Annotated in this window: 15 protein-coding genes; 6 read left to right on the top strand and 9 right to left on the bottom strand. The window is 69.1% G+C overall.

The features are described from left to right. The first annotated feature begins 71 nt into the window (after positions 1 to 71). Positions 72 to 1,079: a bile acid:sodium symporter family protein gene (locus AB5L97_RS00920; protein ID WP_369047492.1), complete on the top strand. Its 1,008-nt coding sequence runs from the start codon at positions 72 to 74 to the stop codon at positions 1,077 to 1,079. Positions 1,080 to 1,175: 96 nt separating this feature from the next. Here AB5L97_RS00920 and AB5L97_RS00915 read toward each other — a convergent pair whose 3' ends face one another. Beyond that, positions 1,176 to 2,081 carry a LysR family transcriptional regulator gene (locus AB5L97_RS00915; protein ID WP_369046119.1) on the bottom strand — a complete coding sequence of 302 codons (906 nt, stop codon included), beginning with the start codon at positions 2,079 to 2,081 and terminating at the stop codon, positions 1,176 to 1,178. 166 nt (positions 2,082 to 2,247) lie between these two features. Here AB5L97_RS00915 and AB5L97_RS00910 point away from each other — a divergent pair, with 166 nt between their 5' ends. Further along, positions 2,248 to 5,874: a proline dehydrogenase family protein gene (locus AB5L97_RS00910; protein ID WP_369046118.1), complete on the top strand. Its 3,627-nt coding sequence runs from the start codon at positions 2,248 to 2,250 to the stop codon at positions 5,872 to 5,874. A 97-nt stretch (positions 5,875 to 5,971) separates the two neighbouring features. Here the strand turns inward: AB5L97_RS00910 and AB5L97_RS00905 are convergent, their stop codons facing one another. The 3 genes from AB5L97_RS00905 to AB5L97_RS00895 form a co-directional block, all read right to left on the bottom strand. Then, positions 5,972 to 7,330, bottom strand: a complete 1,359-nt coding sequence (locus tag AB5L97_RS00905) for a hypothetical protein (RefSeq protein WP_369046117.1) — start codon at positions 7,328 to 7,330, stop codon at positions 5,972 to 5,974. A gap of 213 nt (positions 7,331 to 7,543) precedes the next feature. Then, positions 7,544 to 8,404: a hypothetical protein gene (locus tag AB5L97_RS00900; RefSeq protein WP_369046116.1), complete on the bottom strand. Its 861-nt coding sequence runs from the start codon at positions 8,402 to 8,404 to the stop codon at positions 7,544 to 7,546. A gap of 2 nt (positions 8,405 to 8,406) precedes the next feature. After that, positions 8,407 to 8,781 (bottom strand): hypothetical protein, encoded by a 375-nt coding sequence (locus AB5L97_RS00895; protein WP_369046115.1) that lies wholly within the window; start codon positions 8,779 to 8,781, stop codon positions 8,407 to 8,409. A gap of 348 nt (positions 8,782 to 9,129) precedes the next feature. Here AB5L97_RS00895 and AB5L97_RS00890 point away from each other — a divergent pair, with 348 nt between their 5' ends. From AB5L97_RS00890 to AB5L97_RS00880, 3 genes are all read left to right on the top strand, one after another. Beyond that, positions 9,130 to 9,591, top strand: coding sequence for an NUDIX domain-containing protein (locus AB5L97_RS00890; protein WP_369046114.1), 462 nt, complete (start codon positions 9,130 to 9,132; stop codon positions 9,589 to 9,591). Between the two features lie 145 nt (positions 9,592 to 9,736). Beyond that, complete coding sequence (locus AB5L97_RS00885; RefSeq protein WP_369046113.1) at positions 9,737 to 12,490, top strand: cation-translocating P-type ATPase; 2,754 nt, start codon at positions 9,737 to 9,739, stop codon at positions 12,488 to 12,490. Between the two features lie 51 nt (positions 12,491 to 12,541). Next, positions 12,542 to 14,203: a nuclease-related domain-containing DEAD/DEAH box helicase gene (locus tag AB5L97_RS00880; RefSeq protein ID WP_307958188.1), complete on the top strand. Its 1,662-nt coding sequence runs from the start codon at positions 12,542 to 12,544 to the stop codon at positions 14,201 to 14,203. 48 nt (positions 14,204 to 14,251) lie between these two features. Here AB5L97_RS00880 and AB5L97_RS00875 read toward each other — a convergent pair whose 3' ends face one another. Next, the gene (locus AB5L97_RS00875; protein WP_307958187.1) at positions 14,252 to 15,040 is read right to left on the bottom strand and encodes an alpha/beta fold hydrolase; all 789 of its coding nucleotides are present in this window, start codon (positions 15,038 to 15,040) and stop codon (positions 14,252 to 14,254) included. Between the two features lie 68 nt (positions 15,041 to 15,108). Beyond that, a complete protein-coding gene (locus AB5L97_RS00870; protein ID WP_369046112.1) occupies positions 15,109 to 15,876 on the bottom strand; it encodes a LysR substrate-binding domain-containing protein in 768 nt (255 codons plus the stop codon). Between the two features lie 56 nt (positions 15,877 to 15,932). Between AB5L97_RS00870 and AB5L97_RS00865 the strand changes: the two genes are divergently transcribed. Further along, positions 15,933 to 16,352 (top strand): DUF5997 family protein, encoded by a 420-nt coding sequence (locus AB5L97_RS00865; protein ID WP_369047491.1) that lies wholly within the window; start codon positions 15,933 to 15,935, stop codon positions 16,350 to 16,352. A gap of 482 nt (positions 16,353 to 16,834) precedes the next feature. Here AB5L97_RS00865 and AB5L97_RS00860 read toward each other — a convergent pair whose 3' ends face one another. The 3 genes from AB5L97_RS00860 to AB5L97_RS00850 form a co-directional block, all read right to left on the bottom strand. Beyond that, positions 16,835 to 17,896, bottom strand: a complete 1,062-nt coding sequence (locus tag AB5L97_RS00860; protein WP_369046111.1) for a 2,3-butanediol dehydrogenase — start codon at positions 17,894 to 17,896, stop codon at positions 16,835 to 16,837. 144 nt (positions 17,897 to 18,040) lie between these two features. Beyond that, complete coding sequence (locus tag AB5L97_RS00855; RefSeq protein ID WP_369046110.1) at positions 18,041 to 18,415, bottom strand: VOC family protein; 375 nt, start codon at positions 18,413 to 18,415, stop codon at positions 18,041 to 18,043. Positions 18,416 to 18,555: 140 nt separating this feature from the next. Beyond that, on the bottom strand, positions 18,556 to 19,074 hold the full coding sequence (locus AB5L97_RS00850; RefSeq protein WP_369046109.1) for an MEDS domain-containing protein: 519 nt from the start codon (positions 19,072 to 19,074) through the stop codon (positions 18,556 to 18,558). Between the last annotated feature and the right edge of the window lie 354 nt (positions 19,075 to 19,428).

Raw genomic sequence — 19,428 nt, 5'->3', positions numbered from 1 at the left:
TGTTGATTCCACATTTCGAACAGCATTCGGAGCATTTAGGTGCCCTCTGCAACCATGGGGCGGTGAGCCCCATCGACACCCACCAGCCCAGCACAGCCCCGGCACGCTCCAAGGCCGACCGCGACGCGCGGCTCGCGGTCACCGTCTTTCCGATCCTCGTAGTCATGGCGGGGCTCGCGGGCTTCCTCCTCCCGGGCCCGATCAAGGCCGGCGCGCCCGCGGTGCCGTACCTCCTTGGCGTCATCATGTTCTGCATGGGCCTCACCCTCACGCCCCCCGACTTCGCATCCGTCGCGAAGCGCCCGTGGGCCGTGGCGCTTGGTCTCGTGGCGCACTACGTGATCATGCCCGGCGCGGGCTGGGTCATCGCCACGGCTCTGGCGCTCCCGCCCGAGCTCGCCGTCGGCGTGATCCTCGTGGGCTGCGCACCTTCCGGCACGGCGTCGAACGTCATGGCGTACCTGGCGAAGGGCGACGTCGCCCTGTCGGTTGCCGTCGCGACCGTCTCCACGCTCGTGGCACCGCTCGTGACGCCAGCCCTCACGCTCCTGCTCGCGGGCTCGTTCCTGCACGTCGACGCCGGCGGGATGCTGCTGGACATCGTGAAGACCGTGCTGCTGCCCGTGATCCTCGGGCTTGCGGTTCGCGTCTTCCTCAGGAAGGCCGTGGCGAAGCTCCTCCCGGCGCTGCCGTGGATCTCGGCCCTGGTCATCGCGGCGATCGTGGCGATCGTCGTTGCGGGGTCGGCGTCCAAGCTCGTGGCCGCAGGCGGAATCGTGCTGCTCGCCGTCGTGCTGCACAACGGGTTCGGGCTGAGCCTCGGCTACCTCGCGGGCAAGATCGGCCGCCTCGACCACAAGGCGCGGCGCGCCCTCGCGTTCGAGGTGGGCATGCAGAATTCGGGTCTCGCCGCGACCCTCGCCGCGGCGCACTTCACTCCGCTCGCCGCACTGCCCTCCGCCGTGTTCTCGGTGTGGCACAACCTCTCCGGAGCGGTCGTGGCCGCGTGGCTCGCGCGCCGGCCGCTGCCGGAGGTCTCGCCCGCAGCTCCGGAGACAGCGGCGATCACAGCACAGTAGGCTCGCAGAGACGCGGCCACGAGTGGGCCAGCGGCTGGCGGTTGGAACCGGTATCCGGGGCAGTCAGCACCGCGCGCCAGAGCGCTCGGCCCGCGCTCATCCCGCCGTGCGCGCGGCCTCCTCGAGGGCCTGCCGGACGGCGAGCATCACCGGGCTGCGGGCACCCGAGGCCCGCACGGACGTGAAGACCACGCGCTGCGGCGCGCCGTCGAGCGTCACGAGCCGGGCGGCGGGCAGGCGGCCTGCCCAGACGAGGTCCGGCAGCAGCGCCACGGCATTGCCCGACTCGACGAGACGCACGTGCGCCTGGAGGTCGGCGGTCTCGTAGCGCACGTCCGGCTCGAAGCCCGCGGCGCGGCACGCCTGTTCGGCCCAGTGCCGGGACGCCGCGCCGTGCGGTTCCATGACCCACGGCAGGTGGGCTGCCTCGGAAAGCCTCCGCGCGGCGTCGAACGCGGGGCCCGCACCCGCTGGCGGGAGGGCGAGCCGGATCGCGTCCTCGGTGAGCCGCTCGCGGTCGAGGCCGGGATAGTGCGGCGCGGCGTGGTGCGGGTAGTGCTCGGCGACGACGACGTCGAAGCTCCGCGCCCATGTCTCGCGCAGCGCGGTCTCTGGCTCGTGCTGGACCATCTCCACGCGCAGGAGCGGATGCCGCTCGCGCAGGGTGCGCAGCGCAGTGGGCATGAGGGCGAGCACTGCCGTCTGGAAGACTGCCACGCGCACCGTGCCCTGGACCTCGCTCTCGCTCGCTGCGAGCTCGGCCTCCGTGCGCTCGAGCGCTGCGAGGAGCTCCTCCGTGCGGCCCACGAGCACCTCGGCGGCCGGGGTGAGCACGACGCCGCGGCCCGACTTCCGCATCAGCTCGACGCCGGCCTCCTTCTCCAGCAGGGCCAGCTGCTGCGACACCGACGACGGGCTGTAGGCGAGGGCCTCGGCGACGCCCGCGAGCGTGCCCCGGATGCTCAGTTCGCGCAGGAGCCTCAGTCGGCGGATCTCAAGCACGGAACCCTCCTCGATAGATCGGATTTCCTCATGGATATTGATCGGAAATCATCGCTTCTCCTTTCGTATTGTCCATCACATACTGGCAGGAGACCGCATATGCGGGCGCCAGATCCCACCCGGCTGGCGCCAGAGACCCAGCCACCGATCGCCAAGGACCACCACGATGACGACGCCGCTCCACGCGCCGGACCACACGCCCGAGACGCAGACCAGCACCTCCGACGCAGGCCGCGTCAACCCTGTCCGCCCCCAGGACCTCGCCGACGAGGCCATCGCGCAGGTCCGTCGCTGGCTCGACGCCGCCGCCAAGCTCCCCGTTGACCCCGCCGCCGCTCAGCTCGCGGGCGTGCTCAAGGACCCGAACGGGCTCGCGTTCACGGTCGGATTCGTGGACGGCGTGGTCCGCCCCGAGGACCTTTCCGTCGCCGCCCGCAACCTCAAGGCGATCGCGCCCAAGGTCCCAGCATTCCTGCCCTGGCCCATGCGCAAGGCCGTCGCACTGGGAGGCGCGCTCGCCCCCGCGATGCCCGGCGTCGTCGTGCCCATCGCGCGGCGCGTGCTCCGCGAGATGGTGGGCCACCTCATCGTGGACGCCTCGGATTCCAAGCTCGGTCCGGCCATCTCCAAGATCCGCACCCCCGGCATCCGCCTCAACGTGAACCTCCTCGGCGAGGCGATCCTCGGCCAGGGCGAGGCCGCGCGGCGCCTCGAGGGCACGCGCAGCCTGCTCGCGCGGGACGACGTCGACTACGTCTCCATCAAGGTCTCCTCGACCGTCGCCCCGCACAACCACTGGGCGTTCGAGGAGGCGGTCGAGCACATCATCGAGTCCCTCGCGCCGCTCTACCGTCTCGCCGCCTCAAGCACCGCCCCCAAGTTCATCAACCTGGACATGGAGGAGTACAAGGATCTCGATCTCACGATCGCCGTCTTCACGCGCCTCCTCGACCGCGAGGAGTTCCGTGGGCTCGAGGCCGGGATCGTGCTGCAGGCCTACCTGCCGGACGCACTTGGCGCGATGATCCACCTGCAGGAGTGGGCCTCGCGGCGTGTGGCGGCCGGCGGCGCTCCCATCAAGGTGCGCGTGGTCAAGGGCGCCAACCTCCCCATGGAGCACGTTGACGCAGAAGTCCACGGCTGGCCCGCAGCCACGTGGGGCTCGAAGCAGGAATCGGACACCTCCTACAAGGCGGTGCTCGACTATGCCCTCACCCCGGAGCACCTCGCCAACGTGCGCGTTGGAGTCGCGGGGCACAACCTGTTCGACGTCGCGCTCGCGTGGCTGCTCGCGAAGGCACGCGGCGTGGACACGGGGGTCTCGGGCGGCAAGGGTGTCCTCGAGTTCGAGATGCTCCTCGGCATGGCCTCGGCCCAGGCGCAGGCCGTGCTCTCCGACGTCGGCCACCTCCTCCTCTACACGCCCGTGGTGCACCCGGGCGAGTTCGACGTAGCGATCGCCTACCTGATCCGGCGCCTCGAAGAGGGCGCGAGCCAGGACAACTTCATGTCCGCCGTGTTCGAGCTGGATTCCAGTGACGTGCTCTTCGAACGCGAGAAGAAGCGCTTCCTCGCCTCGCTCGCGGCCCTCGGGACCGCGCCGTTCGCGGACCCCGCGGGGCGCCGCACGGTCCCCGGGCCGAACCGCACGCAGGATCGGCGCACCGCTGAGGGCTCCGCGCACGACGCCGGCACTCCCCTCTCGTCTGGGGGGTTCGCGAACACCCCGGACACCGATCCGGACCTTCCCGCGAACCGGCTCTGGGGCCGGGCGATCATTGCCCGTTCGGAAGACAGCCGGATCGGCATCGACACCGCGGATGCGGCGACCCTGCCCACGGAGGGCGAGCTCAACGCCGTCGTGCGGGCCGCGGTGAGCGCCGGCGAGCGGTGGGGTGCCCTCAGCGGCGCCCAGCGCGCCGTCGTGCTCGATGCAGCGGGCCGGGCGCTCGAGCGTCGCCGCGGCGATCTGCTCGAGGTGATGGCCTCGGAGGCCGGCAAGACGATCGACCAGGGCGACCCTGAGGTCTCCGAGGCGATCGACTTCGCGCACTACTACGCGGAACTCGCGCGCGGCCTCGACACCGTGGACGGCGCCGCGTACTCCCCGAGCCGGCTCACGGTCGTGACCCCGCCGTGGAACTTCCCAGTGGCGATCCCCGCCGGATCCACCCTCGCGGCGCTCGCCGCCGGCTCCGGCGTGGTGATCAAGCCGGCGAAGCAGGCGCGCCGCTCGGGATCCGTCATGGTCGAGGCCCTCTGGGAGGCCTTCGACGAGACGGCGGCGCAGACCGGCGTGGGCCGCGAAGTGCTCCAGCTCGTGCAGCTCCCGGAGGGACAGCCAGGGAGGTCCCTCGGCCAGAAGCTCATCGCCCACCCGGACGTAGACCGAGTGATCCTCACCGGCGGGTACGAGACCGCGCAGCTCTTCCGCTCGTTCCGGCACGACCTGCCGCTGCTCGCGGAGACCTCCGGGAAGAACGCGATCATCGTCACGCCGAGCGCGGACCTCGACCTCGCGGCGAAGGACGTCGCCTACTCGGCGTTCGGGCACGCTGGGCAGAAGTGCTCGGCGGCCTCGCTCGTGGTGCTCGTGGGCTCCGCCGCCACGTCGAAGCGGTTCCGGAACCAGCTCGTCGACGCCGTGCAGTCGCTCCACGTGGGCTACCCGTGGGACGCGCGGACTCAGATGGGTCCGGTCATCGAGGCCCCGGGCGAGAAGCTGCTCCGCGGGCTGACCACACTCGGCGAAGGCGAGAACTGGGTCCTCACCCCGCGCCAGCTCGATGACTCCGGGAAGCTGTGGAGCCCAGGCGTGCGCTCTGACGTGAAGCCAGGCTCGGAGTACCACCTCACCGAGTACTTCGGCCCGATCCTCGGCGTCATGACCGCCGAGACCCTCGAGGAGGCCGTGGCACTCGTCAACCAGATCGACTACGGCCTCACCTCCGGCCTGCACTCCCTCGATCCCGCCGAGCTGGACTACTGGCTCGAGCACATCCAGGCCGGCAACCTCTACATCAACCGCGGGATCACGGGCGCGATCGTGCGGCGTCAGCCGTTCGGCGGCTGGAAGAAGTCCGCAGTGGGCGCCGGGACCAAGGCCGGCGGTCCGAACTACCTCGTGGGCCTGGGCTCATGGGCAGACGCGGCGGCCACGTCGCTTGCGCCGATCCGCAACCAGGCCGTGAGCGCGCTCCTCGACGCAGCCTCTGCCGCACTCCCCGCGGACGACGCCGTGTGGCTGGCTGCCGCGCTCGGCTCCGACGCCGCGGCGTGGGCCTCGGAGTTCGGTGTCTCCAAGGACGTATCTGGGCTCGCCTGCGAGCGCAATGTGTTCCGCTACCGGCCGCTGCCGGTGACGGTGCGGTTTGAGGCCGGCACCTCCGGCCACGGCGTCGCCGAGCTCCTGCGGGTCGCGGCAGCGGGGATTCTGGCGGCATCGCCCGTGACGGTGAGCAGCGACGTCATGCTTCCCGGCTCGACCGCGGACGTGCTGAACCAGCACGGGGTGCCCGTCACGGTTGAGGATTCTGCCGCGTGGCTTCGGCGGGCCGCGTTGCTCGGCTCGGGCCGTGTGCGGCTCATTGCCGGTACGGGCGACGCGGCGCGCGCAGCGGTGAGCAGCCTCGCGGACGCGGTCGGCGGCACGCCGGATGTGGCCGCGTATGCCCACCCGGTCGTCTCGGCCGGACGCGTGGAGATCCTGCCGTTCGTGCATGAGCAGGCCGTGTCGGTCACCGCGCACCGCTTCGGCACCCCGAACCCGGTAGCGTTGGGAATCAGGATCTAGCGCTCACGGTCTAGCAGTCACCCTCTAGGAGTCACCTTCTGGGGGTCACCTCAAGTGACCCCCAGAACGCGGATCCATACGCGGGCAGATACTTCTGCTATACGCCGGCCTTGGCAAAGATCTGGTTGATCACCGCGGCCATCTGGTCGAGACGCTCCTGCGGATCGAGTTGCGGAGTCCAGTAGGTCCCCAGTTCCACCGTCAAGGTGCCCCTTCGGGCTCCCGCCAGCAAATGCCATGCCCCCATATCGGGCTGGTCATGGGCGACCGCGAAGGCCGAATCCGCCGCTACGTTCAAGATGAACCGGTGTATCGAGCTCCACTGGATCATGCTGCTGGTCGAATCGGTGAAGACCTGCTCCTGGATAGTCGCGCAGTTCCCGAGATCGGCAGCGCGCTGGTCAAAGGGGTACGGCCCAGAAGCTCCGATGGGCATGCTGATCAGCCGGACAGTCATCTCGGAGAAGACTGCGGCGTCACCGGATGACGCCGCCGACGGCGGGAACTCGCCGTGCACCACAGTGGACTTGCGAAGCGCTGAATAGTAGGTTCCGTCGCTGTAGGTACAAGGCGTCATGTTACCGAGGGACGACCCGTGGATAACGGTTCCCGACGCATAGGTCACCCTTCGACCGTCCGGTCCAGTGATCTCCTGCAGAAGATCGGTCAGCTGCTGAGGGGACTGTGCATTCGCGGGTGGGGGAGGAACGGCTGGCGGGTGTTGAGCCGCCTGGTGGATCAGGTCCTTGGCGACGCCGGCCATCATGTCCAGAGTGGGCTGTGCATCCTTCACGGACTTGAGGGACGGCACGCTGCGGAACATGCTGATCGAGATCGTTCCTGCAAGGACGCGGAGGCCTATGCGTTTGGTGCCGTCCGTCTGGTCGGGCCGGCCGGCTATCGCATAGGCCCTATCTCCTACCGAAGGAGACTTCAGCAGCATCAATGGTTGCGGGACGCTGTCCGCGCCCTCCGCGGACGCATCGAAATGGGCGCAGCGGGCGGCAAGCTCGTCGGTGTAGTCAAAGTCGGCCTTGGCCAGCCTGTCAGACTCGGCGCTGGTCATCGTGAACCGTATCGTGCTGCTCGGTACCGTCTCGTCGGAGAGGGGCACAACGCCGACTGCGAAGCTCAGAGTCAGATCCTTCAGCGCATCGTCTGCGGTCGGCGGATGAAATGCCGAGCATTCATCGGGCCGAATGGTGAGGTGCGTCAGTGGGAACGGGCGCGTGTCGAACGCCGTCCTGGTCACTGTGCTGTCGTCCATGTTGTTCAAGTTCAGTCTGCATTCCTGGAGCATCATGTAGCCGACGGTCATCAGCTCCTGGTCGCTGAAGACCTTCGAGGGAGCGCTGGGCGTGGATGGGCTTGGCGTGGACGGGCTGGGCGTGGACGGGCTCGGGGCGGGAGCCGGGGTGCAGCCGGTCAGGACTAGGAGTCCGACGATGGCCGCCATGGCCGCACGGGACACGCCCCGCAGTTGCGGAAACACTGCACGTCCTGCATACCGGCGAGACATCATCGTCGCCCTCCCTGCTCGGGCTCCCCAGGGCCTTGGTCCTGAACATGTAGCTGACAATCCGCTCGGGCCTGTGGCGAGTGAGCTCATTGATGGGTGTCACCGATACCGCTTCGGGACCCCGAACCCGGTGGCACGAGCGCTCGTTCTCTAGGTGCCCCCTGCCGGCTGGCCTGCCTTGGCGAAGACCTCGTTGATCACCGCCGCCATCTCGTCAACACGCGGCTGCGGATCGGACCCGACCGGCCAGATCGTCGCCAGTTCCACGGACAGTGTGCCCTTTCTGGCCCCGACAAACAGGTGCCAGACCCCCGAGTCCGGATGCTCATGGGCGATCGCGTAGGTCGAGTCCGCGGCGACGTCCAAGCCCAGACGACGTATCGAGGTCCATTGGCTGGTGCTGCTGCTGGCCGTGTCGGAGAAGACCTGCTCCTGGATCACGGGACAGTCACGCAGGTCTGCGGCGCGCTTGTCGAAGGGGTACGGCTGGGCAGCCCCAGTGGGCATGCTCACCAAGTTGACGGTGAGGCCAGCGATGAACAAGGTACTTCCCATTGTTGTCATCGAGGCAGGGAACTCCCCGCCGACCCACGTGGATCCGCGCAGCGCAGAGTAGTAGGTCCCGTCGCTGTAGGTGCATTTTTCTATCGGGCCCACGGATGTGCCGTCCACAACGGTTCCCGCGGCGGTATCCACCTTCTTCCCGCCGGGGCCAGACACACTTTGGAGCAGGTCGGTCAGCTGCTGGGGGCTCATGGCGTTCGCAGGCGGCGGCGTGACGACCGGCGGATGCTTGAGCGACTGGTGGATAAGCTCCTTTGCAACGCCCGCCATCGCGTCCAGAGTGGGCTTGGCGTCGGCCTCGCTCTTCAGGGATGGCACCGCACGGAACATGCTGATCGAGATCGTCCCTGCGAGGACTCGAAGCCCCACTCCTGTGGCCCCGCTCTGTGCGTCGGGCCGGCCCATCAGCGCGTAGGACCTGTCTCCTGCCGAAGGAGGCGTGATCATCATCAGCGTCTGGGGGCTGCGTCTGTCCCCACCTCGGTCGCCGTGAACTGGGCGCACCGGGAGAGGATCTCGTCTGTGTAGTCAAAGTCGGCCACTGCGAGCCTGCCGGCCTCGGCGCTGCGAATCGTGAACCGAATCTGGCTCGTCGGGTCAGTCTCGTCGAGAAGTGGCACGGCTCCCATCGCGAAGCCGACGCTCAGATCCTTGAGTGCCTCGTCCGAAGTGGGCGGATGGAATGCAGAGCATTCGGCCGGCTGCATCGTGTACTGGAGCGGGGAGATCGGGTGCGTATCGAACGAGGTGCGCGTTATCTGGCTGTCATCCACAAAGTTCGGGTTCAGGCCGCGCTCCCCGAGCATTGCGTATCCGACCGCCATCAGCTCTTGGTCAGTGAACACCTTCGAGGGGACGGTCGGCTCAGGCTCAGCAGCGACGCAGCCTGAAAGGACCATGATTCCAACCAGTCCCATCGCGATCAGGGCTGACGGCGCGCTCCACCGCCGGCTCCTTCTCCGGTGGACGTTGCGGTAAGCAGGCATCGCGGGGCATCCGTTCGATAGGCTCTCCGGCCCTGCAGGGATCGCTGGGCTCCTGCCCCGAACGCTAGGTTTCGGACCAACGGCGAACTAGGGGACTTGGGCCCATCGATGCGCGGGATGTGACCTCGGGGTGGGGATGTCTAGTGGCGGCCCGGGGCGCGCGTACGCTGGCGCCATGGAGCCGGCATGCCTGTGAAGAGCGCGGGGATCCTGCTGTACCGCCAAGCGGGCGTGGACCTGGAGGTGTGGATCGCCCACATGGGCGGACCGTTCTGGGCGCGCAAGGACGATCGCGCGTGGTCGATTCCCAAGGGGGAGTACGGCGAGGGTGAGGACCCATTCGAGGCAGCACGGCGCGAGTTCGCGGAGGAGATGGGCTCGCCCGCGCCGGACGCCGAGTACGCGGCCCTCGGCGACTTCCGCCAGCCGTCGGGCAAGGTCATCACGGCGTTCGCCGGCGACGCGGAGTTCGCGCCCGAGCGAATCGTCAGCAACACCTTCCCGCTCGAATGGCCGCGCGGCTCCGGCAAGATCCAGTCGTTCCCCGAGATCGACCGCGCGGAATGGGTCACCGAGACCGTGGCCCGTGCCAAGCTCGTCAAGGGCCAGCTCCCGATCCTCGACGCACTGGTCCAGCGCCTCGCGTGAGAGCCTCGACCAACCGACCGTCCAGACGGACGGATAGACGGACGGATGGATGGATAGGGCGCGTGGGCAAGATCACCGACGAGAACGGCGCCCTGCGACCTTCGGCCCTAACCCCACGTTCACCTGTCCGGCCCACAATGCCCTCATGAACCATCGCGCCACGACCGAGCCCGAGGCCGCGCAGCACGTCGATCCCCGCTCTTCGGTAGACAGACTCCTCCGCGACCTGCGATCAAGCCGCCGCGGCCTCACGGGACGCGAATCCGCGAGGCGCCAGGTCGTCTACGGGCCGAACATGCTCACCCGCAAAGGCGGCCGGAGATGGCCCCGTCAGATTCTGGGCCAGCTCACGCAGCCGCTCGCCCTGCTGCTCTGGCTCGCAGCCGTCCTGAGCTTTATCACCGGGTCCGGGGCCCTGGCCGCCGCGATCGTTGCGGTCATCCTGATCAACGCGGCGTTCGCCTTCCTCCAGGAGCGCCACGCCGAGCACGCGGTCGAGGCGCTCGCGGCCTATCTCCCTCCCTCGGCCCGCGCCATCCGCGACGGGCAGGAAACCCTCGTGGACGCGCGGCTCCTGGTTCCCGGCGACGTGATCGTTGTCCGCGAGGGCGACCGGGTCTCAGCGGACGCGCGGCTCCTCGAGGGCTCCGTCGAGATGGACGTCTCGACGCTCACGGGCGAGTCCCTCCCCGTGCTGCGGACCGCCGAAGGAGACTCGTTCGCGGAGCGTCTGCTGGACGCCTCGGACATGGTCTTCAGCGGGACGAGCTGCACGGGCGGCGAGGCGACCGCCGTCGTGTTCGCGACCGGCATGCACACCGAGCTGGGCCGCATCGCGGCGCTGTCGGAGCGCGTAGGCCACGAGAGCAGCCCGCTCGAGAGGCAGGTCACCCGCGTCGCGAGGGTCATCGCGATCGTGGCGATCGTGATGGGCGCGGCATTCATCCCGGTCGGCACGCTCCTCACAGGCCTACCGCTCGGCGACACCCTGAACTTCGCGATCGGCCTTCTCGTGGCCAACGTCCCAGAGGGCCTGCTGCCCACGATCACGCTCGCGCTCGCCGTCGGCGTCCGCGTGCTGGCCCGCGAGGGCGCGCTCGTGAAGCGGATCTCCGCCGTTGAGACCCTCGGCTCGACGAGCGTGATCTGCACCGACAAGACCGGCACGCTCACCATGAACCAGATGCGCGCCGTCACGCTCTGGACTCCGGACGGGACGCTCGCGCTCGAAGGCGCTGTGCCGCCTGCCGCGCCAGGCTCGCCCGCCGCCAGGCTCGCGGCGGCCGGAGTCGCGTGCAACAACGCACACATTGCCCCGGACGGGACCGAGACGGGCGACCCGACGGAGCTCGCTTTCCTCCACGCGGCCGCCACGCTCGGCCTGCCCAACAACCGTCTCGGCGTCGTGCGGCTCGCCCAGTTCCACTTCGACCCAGTACTGCGCCGTATGTCCACCGTCGACGCCGCGGCAGGAGAAACGGCGGTCCACTGCAAGGGCGCCCCCGAGGAGCTCCTGCCGCTGTGCGACTGGATCTCCGCGCCCGACGGCGGCCGCGAACCCCTCTCGGAGCGGGACCGCACGCACGTGGTCGAGACGGTCAACGACTGGGCTGAACAGGGGCTGCGCGTCCTCGCCGTCGCCGAGAAGGCCGTCCCGGGCGACGGCGCGGCGGGCCTCAGCAGGCACGACGCCGAGCGAGGGCTCACGCTGCTGGGAATCATCGCGCTCCTGGACCCCCCGCGCCCCGAGGTGGCGGACGCCGTCGCGCGCTGCCACGCAGCCGGGATCCGACTCATCATCGTCACGGGCGACCACGGCCTGACCGCCCGGGGCATCGCGGCCCGGGTAGGTATCGGTGACGGCGATATCCGCATCGTCAGCGGCACCGAGCTGGACCACATGCCGGAGGCCGAGCTCGACGCCCTCCTGGCCACGGACCGGGAGATCATCTTCGCGCGCAGCTCGCCCGAGGCGAAGCTGCGCATCGCGGACGCGCTGCGGGACCTCGGGCACGTCGTCGCGATGACGGGCGACGGCGTCAACGACGCCCCCGCTCTGCGGCGCGCCGACATCGGTGTCGCCATGGGTCGCTCCGGGACGGACGTGGCCCGCGAGGCCTCGGCGATGGTGCTCACCGATGACGATTTCGCGTCAATCGTGAGCGCCGTCCGCTCGGGCCGCCGGGTCTACGACAACGTCCGCAAGTTCATCGTGTACATCTTCGCCCACGCGACCCCTGAGGTCGTCCCCTTCCTCCTCTACGCGGTCGCGGGAGGAGGGATTCCGCTCCCCCTCACCGTGATGCAGATCCTTGCCGTGGATCTCGGCACCGAGACACTCCCAGCGCTCGCCCTCGGCCGCGAGCCCGAGGAGCCGGGCACCATGGACCGGCCGCCGCGCCAGCGGGGGCAGAACGTGATCGATGGACCGATGCTCGCCAGGGCGTGGGGACTCCTCGGGGGGATCTCGGCCGTCCTCGTCACGGGCGGGTTCCTCGCGACACTCATCGCCGGCGGGTGGCATTTCGGCGCCCCCACCGGATCGGGACCCCTCCACGGGGTGTGGGTCCAGGCCACCACCATGACCTTCCTCGGCATCGTGGCGTGCCAGATCGGGACCGCGTTCGCTGCACGGACCCAGACCGCCTCACTGGCACAGATCGGGATCGCCACCAACAAGCTCCTGCTGTGGGGCATCGCGTTCGAGATCGCCTTCTCGGCGGCGATCGTATACGTCCCGCCGCTCCAGCTCGTCTTCGGGACCGCAGCCCCGGAACCGTGGCAGCTGCTCATGCTCGTGCCGTTCCCCTTCATCGTCTGGGGCTCCGACGAAGCGGTCCGCTACATCCGGCGGCGCCGGGCCCGGACGGGCGTGGAGCTCAAGCCCGCCGCCGTGTGAGAAACTGCGCCTCGGGGCCAAAGCAGGCCGCCCGCGCGGCAAGGAGGGGACATGGCCACGAGCCTCCCGGAGCATCCTGACTTCGGCGCCAGCACGGCGGAGGAGCACGTCTGGAACAGGCTCATGGAGCAGCTTCCGGACAGCGCGGTGGTCTTCCATTCGCTCAAGCTCGCCCACCTCGGCGAGCGGGAAATCGACTTCCTCGTCCTATGGCCCGGGGTCGGGGCAGCCGTCCTCGAGGTCAAGGGCGGAGTGGTGCGACGCTCACGCGGCCGCTGGTACACGCGCAGCCGCGGCGGGCAGGACCACGCGATCGAGAACCCGGTGGACCAGGCCCGGGCCGCCAAGCACAAGCTGCGCGCATACCTCGACGGGACGGCAGCGCACGGCACCCGGTTCGCCGAGCTCGCGGTGTTCCCGTTTACGAAGGTCGGCCACGACTTCCACTCCCCCGGCACGCCCCTCTCGATCCTCGCCGGCCAGAACGACCTCGACCACCTCGCCGAGAAGATCAAAGCCGCAATCCACGCCGAAGGCACGGGCGTGCATCTCCGCCGGGGAGGCGAAAGCACGTTCGAAGCCCTGATCGAGGCGCTCCTCGCGAACACCGAGGACATCGGACCAGCGCGGGCCAGCGCCGTCGAACTCGAAGAGCACGCCGAGCACCTCACCGAGAACCAACGCGTGCTCCTCGATTTCCTCGCCGAGCAGCCACGCCTGCACATCCAGGGGACCGCAGGGAGCGGGAAGACCTACCTCGCCCTCGAGCAGGCTCGCCGGCTGGCCCAGGCGGGAGAGCGCGTGGCGGTCCTGTGCTTCAACCAGGGGCTGGCCGGCCACCTCAACGAGGTGGGCGCCCGGTGGAAGAGGCCCGCCGAGTACATCGGCACGTTCCACGAGCTCGCCGAGTACCTCGACGTGCGGCTCTCCCCGGACGACGGCGCCCTGCAGCACTTCTACGACGTCAGCCTTCCGCAGGCGCTCACCCGGGCGGCCCGTGCCCTGCCGGACTTCCGCCGGTTCGACTCGATCGTCGTGGACGAGGGGCAGGACTTCCGCCCGCTGTGGTGGGAGACCGTGCTCGTGAGCCTGCGCCATCGCGGGGGCAATGGCCTGTACGTGTTCAGCGACTCCAACCAGTCGGTGTACCACAGCCGTCCCGCCCGACCGCTCGGCATGGTGCCGTTCTCACTGCGGGAGAACCTGCGCAACACGAAGCAGATCGCCAACCTCGCGGGAGCCTTCACGGGTCGGGAGCAGCGGGTCCGCGGCCTCGCCGGGGATCCCGTCGAGGTGATCGACGTCCCCGTGGACAGGGCCATCGCCGCGGCGGACGACGCAGTCGATCGCCTCATTGCCGAAGGCTGGGATCCGGGGCAGATCGCCCTCTTGACCACCAAGTACAGGCATCCCGAGCAGGAGAACCAGATCCGCATCCTCGGGAAGGCCGGCTACTGGGCCGGGTACTTCGGCGACCGGGACGTCTTCTACTCGAGCGTGCAGGGGTTCAAGGGGCTCGAGCGCTCCGCCGTCGTCCTGGCCGTCAACGGCTGGCACGCGGACCTCGGCCCGGAGCTGCTCTACACGGGAATCAGCCGGGCACGGAGCAGGCTCGTCGTCGTCGGCCCGCGTGCTGCCATCGAAGCGTGCGGCGGGACCGCCGTCGCGAAGAGGTTCGCGGAGGCGACGGTGACCCCGGCCGCGACAGGGTAGACACCCGAACCGTAGACCGGGAGAAGGCACCCACAACGCGCTGGCGTCTCAGGGGGCGTCAAGGAACCCGAGGACGTCCTGGGCGAAGCCGGGGGTGAGCTGGACGCCCACATGGCCGCGGCCGTAGTACATGATGAGCCGGCCGTTCGGGAGGCCGCGCGCCGTCTCACGGAACACCGCAGGCCCGTACGGAGTGTCCTCGTCCCCGCCGATCACGAGGGTCGGGACGCTGATCTCGGTGAGCCTGGCCGTGAGGTCGAAGGCGTCCTCGGCGCGCAGCACAACGGCGAGGTCGTCGGTCGAGCCGCGGTACACGAGTGGGCCCACAAGCCAGCCTGCCCAGCCCTCGAGGCTGCGCGCGGCGGGGCGGACCCCGATGAGCCGGACCATCTCGGAACCGGCGCCCCGGAGGTCCCCGGCCTCGAGCCGCGCGAGCAGGGCACGCTGGCCGACCTTGCCCGCAGGACCGAGCCTGCAGCCCGATGCAACAAGGACGAGCCGCCGCACGAGGTCCGGGCGATCGGCAGCGAGCTGGAGTGCCACGATGCCGCCGGTCGAGATACCCATGACATCCACGGGGGCGCCGAGCCTCGGAAGGCGGTCCGCGTAGTCCGCGGCGATATCTTCCATGGTTGCGTCGGGGCCCAGGCCCGCGCGCCGGTTGACCCACCAGACCTCGCGGCTCCGGGCGAGCGGCCCGAGCGTCCGGGACTCTGCGAGGAAGGCCGTGCCGCGCGGAACAACGTGCCGCGGCGTGAGTCCGGGCAGCACCACGAGCGGACGCCCGGTGCCCAGCCGGAACGAGGGCATTCCCTCGAACGGGTCTCCGCCGCTCACCACTCCCCCGCTGCCCTCCAGTCCCTATCCGAACTCGATCCGCTCCACGGTGCTCCGCGTCAACGAGCTCAACGCCCGCGCCGTTGCCCGGGCCTGCCCTTGCCCGATGCCGGACGTCCCTTGCCGCCGCCGGGCTTTCCGCCCCGGGTGCCGAACTTGCCGCCCCGGGCGGACTTCGCCGCGCGGCTCGCCTCATTGCGGGCCTTGGCCTCCTTGGACTGCGTGGCGGCCAGGTTCTCGCGGCGCTTCTGCGCGGCCTCCTGCTGGTCGCGCTGAACCGAGGCCTGCCGGGAGCTGTTCGCCCCGCGCCCGCGGACCACGCCGATGAACTCCTGGATCAGCTCCGACTCGTCCTCGCGCCGCCAGGCGATCCCGACCGCATAGGGTTTGACGCCGGTCACCGGCCGATAGCGGAGGTCCTTGCGGTTGAAGTGCCTCACCACGGACATCGGCATGATCGCGAGCCCCGCCCCGCCCTCGACGAGGTCCAAGCGCTCGGAGGGCCCGCCGTCGTACTCGAAGAGCTCGTCCTCGACCTCGCCGAGGGGAATCTCCTCGAACGCCTGGATCTCGTGGCCCTTGGGCGCCACGACCACGGCGAGCTCCTCGTACAGCGGGATGACGTGGAGGGCTTCCTTGTCCCTGTCCACGGGCAGCCGGACGAAGGCCACGTCCGCGGTGCCGTCGCGCAGGACCGCGAGCTGCTGGGCGTCGTCGACCATCTGGGAGGCGAGCGGCTGGTCAGGAAAGCGCTCCTCCCACCGGTGGAACCACTTGCCGGGTGCGACCCCCGCGACGAAGGCGACCTTCAGGGCATGGGCACTCTCAGGCTGCATGGGTCCACGGTAGCCTTGATCCCATGAGCTCGAACCCCAAGGCCGCGTCCCAGTCCATGAAGCCGGCCACCGCCGCGAAGAAGCTCGGCATCTTCCTCCCCGCCACGCCTGCGGAGTTCCAGGAAGGTGCGGTGACGCGCGAGGAGTTCGACGAACTGCGCGCCAACCCGCCGGCGTGGCTCACCGAGCTGCTCGAGAAGGGCCCGCACCCGCGGCCGGTCGTGGCGCAGAAGCTCAACGTCACCATCTCCGGCCTCGCCCGCGCTGGCATCACCGAGGCACTCACGACGGCGGAGATCACCGCGCTGCTCGAGGACCGGCCGCAGTGGCTCCAGGAGGAGCGCGCCAACATGGCCTCGGTCCGCGAGGAGGCCCGGCGGGTCAAGGCAGAGGCCGAGCAGAAGGCCGCTAAGGTCGCCTCGGCCGCACACGGAGCAGCGGCGGAGAGGTCGCTGCGCGGCGGTCGCCACGGCTGACGGGCCGTCTCCCTGCGTTGCGGGGTCACCACCCAACGATGCGGAGTCACCTCCCAACGATGCGGAGTCACCTCCCAACGATGCGGAGTCACCACAGGCCGAGCGTCTAGGCTTCCTCGGCGCTGTTCGTCTCGATAGCCGTGGTTACCGTCTGGGTTGGCGGTACATAGTGGATTCCGGAGACGATTCCCGCGGCGCTGGCCTCTTGGGCAGGGAGAGCTGCGAGTCCGAATAGCGCTACCCCCAATGCGCCCAAGATCGCAGCACCGATCCGGGCACGACGCGATGCATAAGGCTGAGTTTCCGATGAATTCTCCATGGCACCAGAATCTCGTCCGGTGCTGTGCGGCTTATCTCGTGGACCTGTGCTGGGCCTAGGCGCTCACCGCAGAGACGCGAAGATCACCCTCGACGATGGGAGGTGAACCCGCATCGGTCTACCGCGCTCAGTCACAGTGCGCAGGGCCACCGCGGCGGCCGGGTCAGGCGTTCGGATCGACCAGGATCTTCACGTGGTGCTCGTTGTTGTTGATGAGCTGGTCGTAGCCCTCGGTGACGAGGTCGTCCAAGGGGATCTTGGCGGTGATGAACGGCGCCAGGTCGAGCTTGCCGGACTGCACGAGCGCGATGGTGCTGGGGTGGTCGTTCGCGTACCCGATGGTGCCGCGGAGGTCGATCTCCTTGAGCACGAGGGACGGCATGTCGACCGGAGGCTTGTGCCCCCAGATGGACACGTTCACGATGACTCCGCCGGGCCGGACGGTGGCCATGAGCATGTCCAGCACGGCGGGGACGGAGCTGCATTCGAAGCCGACGTCTGCACCCTTGCCGCCGGTGCGCGCACGCACCTGCTCGGCGACGTCGCCTTCGCGCGGGTCGAACACCTCGTCCGCCACCCCGGTGTCCCGCGCCATCTGCTTGCGGGCCTCGCTCAGCTCCGAGATGAACACCGTGAGGCCGGACGCCTTGAGCACGGCCGAGGTCAGCAGGCCAATCGGACCCGCGCCGCCCACGATGGCGACGTCGCCGGCCTTCGCGCCGCTGCGGACAAAGGCGTGGTGCCCTACGGACAGCGGCTCGATCAGTGCGGCCTGGTCCAGGGGGATGTCCCCGATCGGGTGGACCCAGCGCCGCTGGACCACGATCTTCTGCGCGAGTCCCCCGCCCCGCCCACCCAGACCGATGAAGTTCATGTCCTTGGAGAGCTGGTAGGCCGCCCCAGGTCCGGTGTCGACATCGTCGTGGATGATGTAGGGCTCGACGACCACGTTCTGGCCGACCTCGAGGTCGGCGACCCCATCGCCGAGCGCCGTGATCGTGCCGGAGAACTCATGGCCGATCGTCACCGGGGCCTCCTCGCCCGAGATCGGATGCGGCGACCCCTTCGGCGGTATGAAGATCGGGCCCTCGAGGTATTCATGCAGGTCGGTGCCGCAGATCCCGCACCAGGCGACGTCGATCGCGACCGTCCCAGGCTTGAGCTCGGGCTCGGGAATGTCCTCGATGCGGATGTCTTTCCGGTCGTAGTAGCGGGCAGCTTTCATGACGGACCCCTCCATCGTCGGTGGCTTCGGGAGCCAGCCTATCGGCCCTCCAGGCCGCACCGAAGGGGCCCAAGGGCTCAATCCTGATGGGACCGGTGGGTTGCCCGCACGTCCCGCACAAGGATGCCCGGCGGGAGACCCAAGTCAGTCCTGATGCAGGCGGATGAGGTTCCCGCAGGTGTCCTCGAAGTCGGCCATGACGCCCGAGGGGTCCTGAGTCGGCTCGCCGCGGAACACGACCCCGACCGCGCTCAGGCGCTCGTAGTCGGCCCGGACGTCCGGCGAGCCGAGCACGATAGCCGGCAGGCCGGCGTCGTACACGCCCGTGCGGTAGGCCTCCGCGACGGGGTTTCCGCTCGGTTCGAGCAGCAGCCCCACGCCACCGGAATCGGGCGAAGAGACGATGAACAGGTTCGCCTCGGGCATCGCAAGCAGGGTGTCGAAGCCGAGCGTCTCCGTGTAGAACACGTGCGCGGCGGCCGGGTCAATCACGTGGATGGAGCACATCTTGATCCTCATGGCACTCAGCCTACGCACCGCCTCCGACAATCCCCACGGCCGAACGAATCGTCCTCACAGGGTGACGTGAGCGGAACGTAGGGTGCGGACACGGACCGTCAGCAGGTCGCCGAGGCCTGCTCGGACGCACGACGGCGGTCCTAGAAGCCAACGGCGACCGGGTGCATGCTCATCAGAGCCTTGATTGTCGCGGCATCGCTCCTCGTACGGTCGAAGGCACACAGCCCGGTGATGGGCTTAGCCTGCATCAGGAGCTCGGCCTCTTCCTCCCAGCGCATCCACGCCTCGAGCCGCTCGGGATCCAAGGTCAGGCTGGTGTTGTCCGCCGCAATCCGAAGTCCCGTGTAGCCGAGCTCGATGGCCTCTGCCAGGGAACTCTCGAAGGCTGCCCGTTGTGCAGCTGCATCGATGATCATCGCTTGGCCATACGCCTCGGCCGTGCTGAAGATCAGGAGGTCGCCCCGCTCCACGAGGCCCTTGGGCCAGAGTGCAGCCCTAGGGTCGTCGACGATGAAGACCTGGCGCTCGCCGCGGGCGTGTCCTTCGACCAGAAACGATGCGACGCGACCCTCGAATTCGGGTAAGCCCATGAAAGCCCATCCGAGATGGCCGACCGGCCACCGGTCCTCTCGCCGCGGCCGGTGGATGCGCTCGTTCACCGACCCCTCCTCTCAGGCGACTGCGGTAGCGCCACACAACCTCGCGCGACACCCGATGAATGGGCAACCTGCGCGCCATGTGGACTCAGATTTTACCCCTCGAATGCGTAGCTCGGCATGGGTGCCGGTAACCGACGGGCCGGCGGCATCCCCCATGATGAACGCCCCCAGCATTCCATGCCGCCAGCCCGTCAGTAGGCCGATTCTTGACCCAAGGACCAAGCTAATCGGTGGTCTGGCCGTGCGTTCAGAGGCTTTCGTCCCACCCTGCACGAACGGTTCATCGCTTCGAGGACAAGATCAGCGGAGCTCCTGAGCGCACGACGGCGGGCGGGAACCCGCCGTCGTGCGCTC

Origin of the sequence: Sinomonas sp. P10A9, from assembly GCF_041022165.1 — a bacterium.
In the GTDB taxonomy this organism is placed as follows: Bacteria; Actinomycetota; Actinomycetes; order Actinomycetales; family Micrococcaceae; genus Sinomonas; species Sinomonas puerhi.
The sequence above is the reverse complement of the archived record's forward strand: the minus strand, read 5'-3'. Positions and strand labels throughout refer to the sequence as shown.

Excerpts from the sequence above, each read along its gene's own strand:
- AB5L97_RS00910 (WP_369046118.1), top strand. The coding sequence starts at position 2,248 with ATGACGACGCCGCTCCACGCGCCGGACCACACGCCCGAGACGCAGACC.
- AB5L97_RS00905 (WP_369046117.1), bottom strand. The coding sequence starts at position 7,330 with ATGGCGGCCATCGTCGGACTCCTAGTCCTGACCGGCTGCACCCCGGCT.
- AB5L97_RS00900 (WP_369046116.1), bottom strand. The coding sequence starts at position 8,404 with ATGATCACGCCTCCTTCGGCAGGAGACAGGTCCTACGCGCTGATGGGC.
- AB5L97_RS00895 (WP_369046115.1), bottom strand. The coding sequence starts at position 8,781 with ATGGCGGTCGGATACGCAATGCTCGGGGAGCGCGGCCTGAACCCGAAC.
- AB5L97_RS00890 (WP_369046114.1), top strand. The coding sequence starts at position 9,130 with ATGCCTGTGAAGAGCGCGGGGATCCTGCTGTACCGCCAAGCGGGCGTG.
- AB5L97_RS00885 (WP_369046113.1), top strand. The coding sequence starts at position 9,737 with ATGAACCATCGCGCCACGACCGAGCCCGAGGCCGCGCAGCACGTCGAT.
- AB5L97_RS00880 (WP_307958188.1), top strand. The coding sequence starts at position 12,542 with ATGGCCACGAGCCTCCCGGAGCATCCTGACTTCGGCGCCAGCACGGCG.
- AB5L97_RS00870 (WP_369046112.1), bottom strand. The coding sequence starts at position 15,876 with ATGCAGCCTGAGAGTGCCCATGCCCTGAAGGTCGCCTTCGTCGCGGGG.
- AB5L97_RS00865 (WP_369047491.1), top strand. The coding sequence starts at position 15,933 with ATGAAGCCGGCCACCGCCGCGAAGAAGCTCGGCATCTTCCTCCCCGCC.
- AB5L97_RS00860 (WP_369046111.1), bottom strand. The coding sequence starts at position 17,896 with ATGAAAGCTGCCCGCTACTACGACCGGAAAGACATCCGCATCGAGGAC.
- AB5L97_RS00855 (WP_369046110.1), bottom strand. The coding sequence starts at position 18,415 with ATGAGGATCAAGATGTGCTCCATCCACGTGATTGACCCGGCCGCCGCG.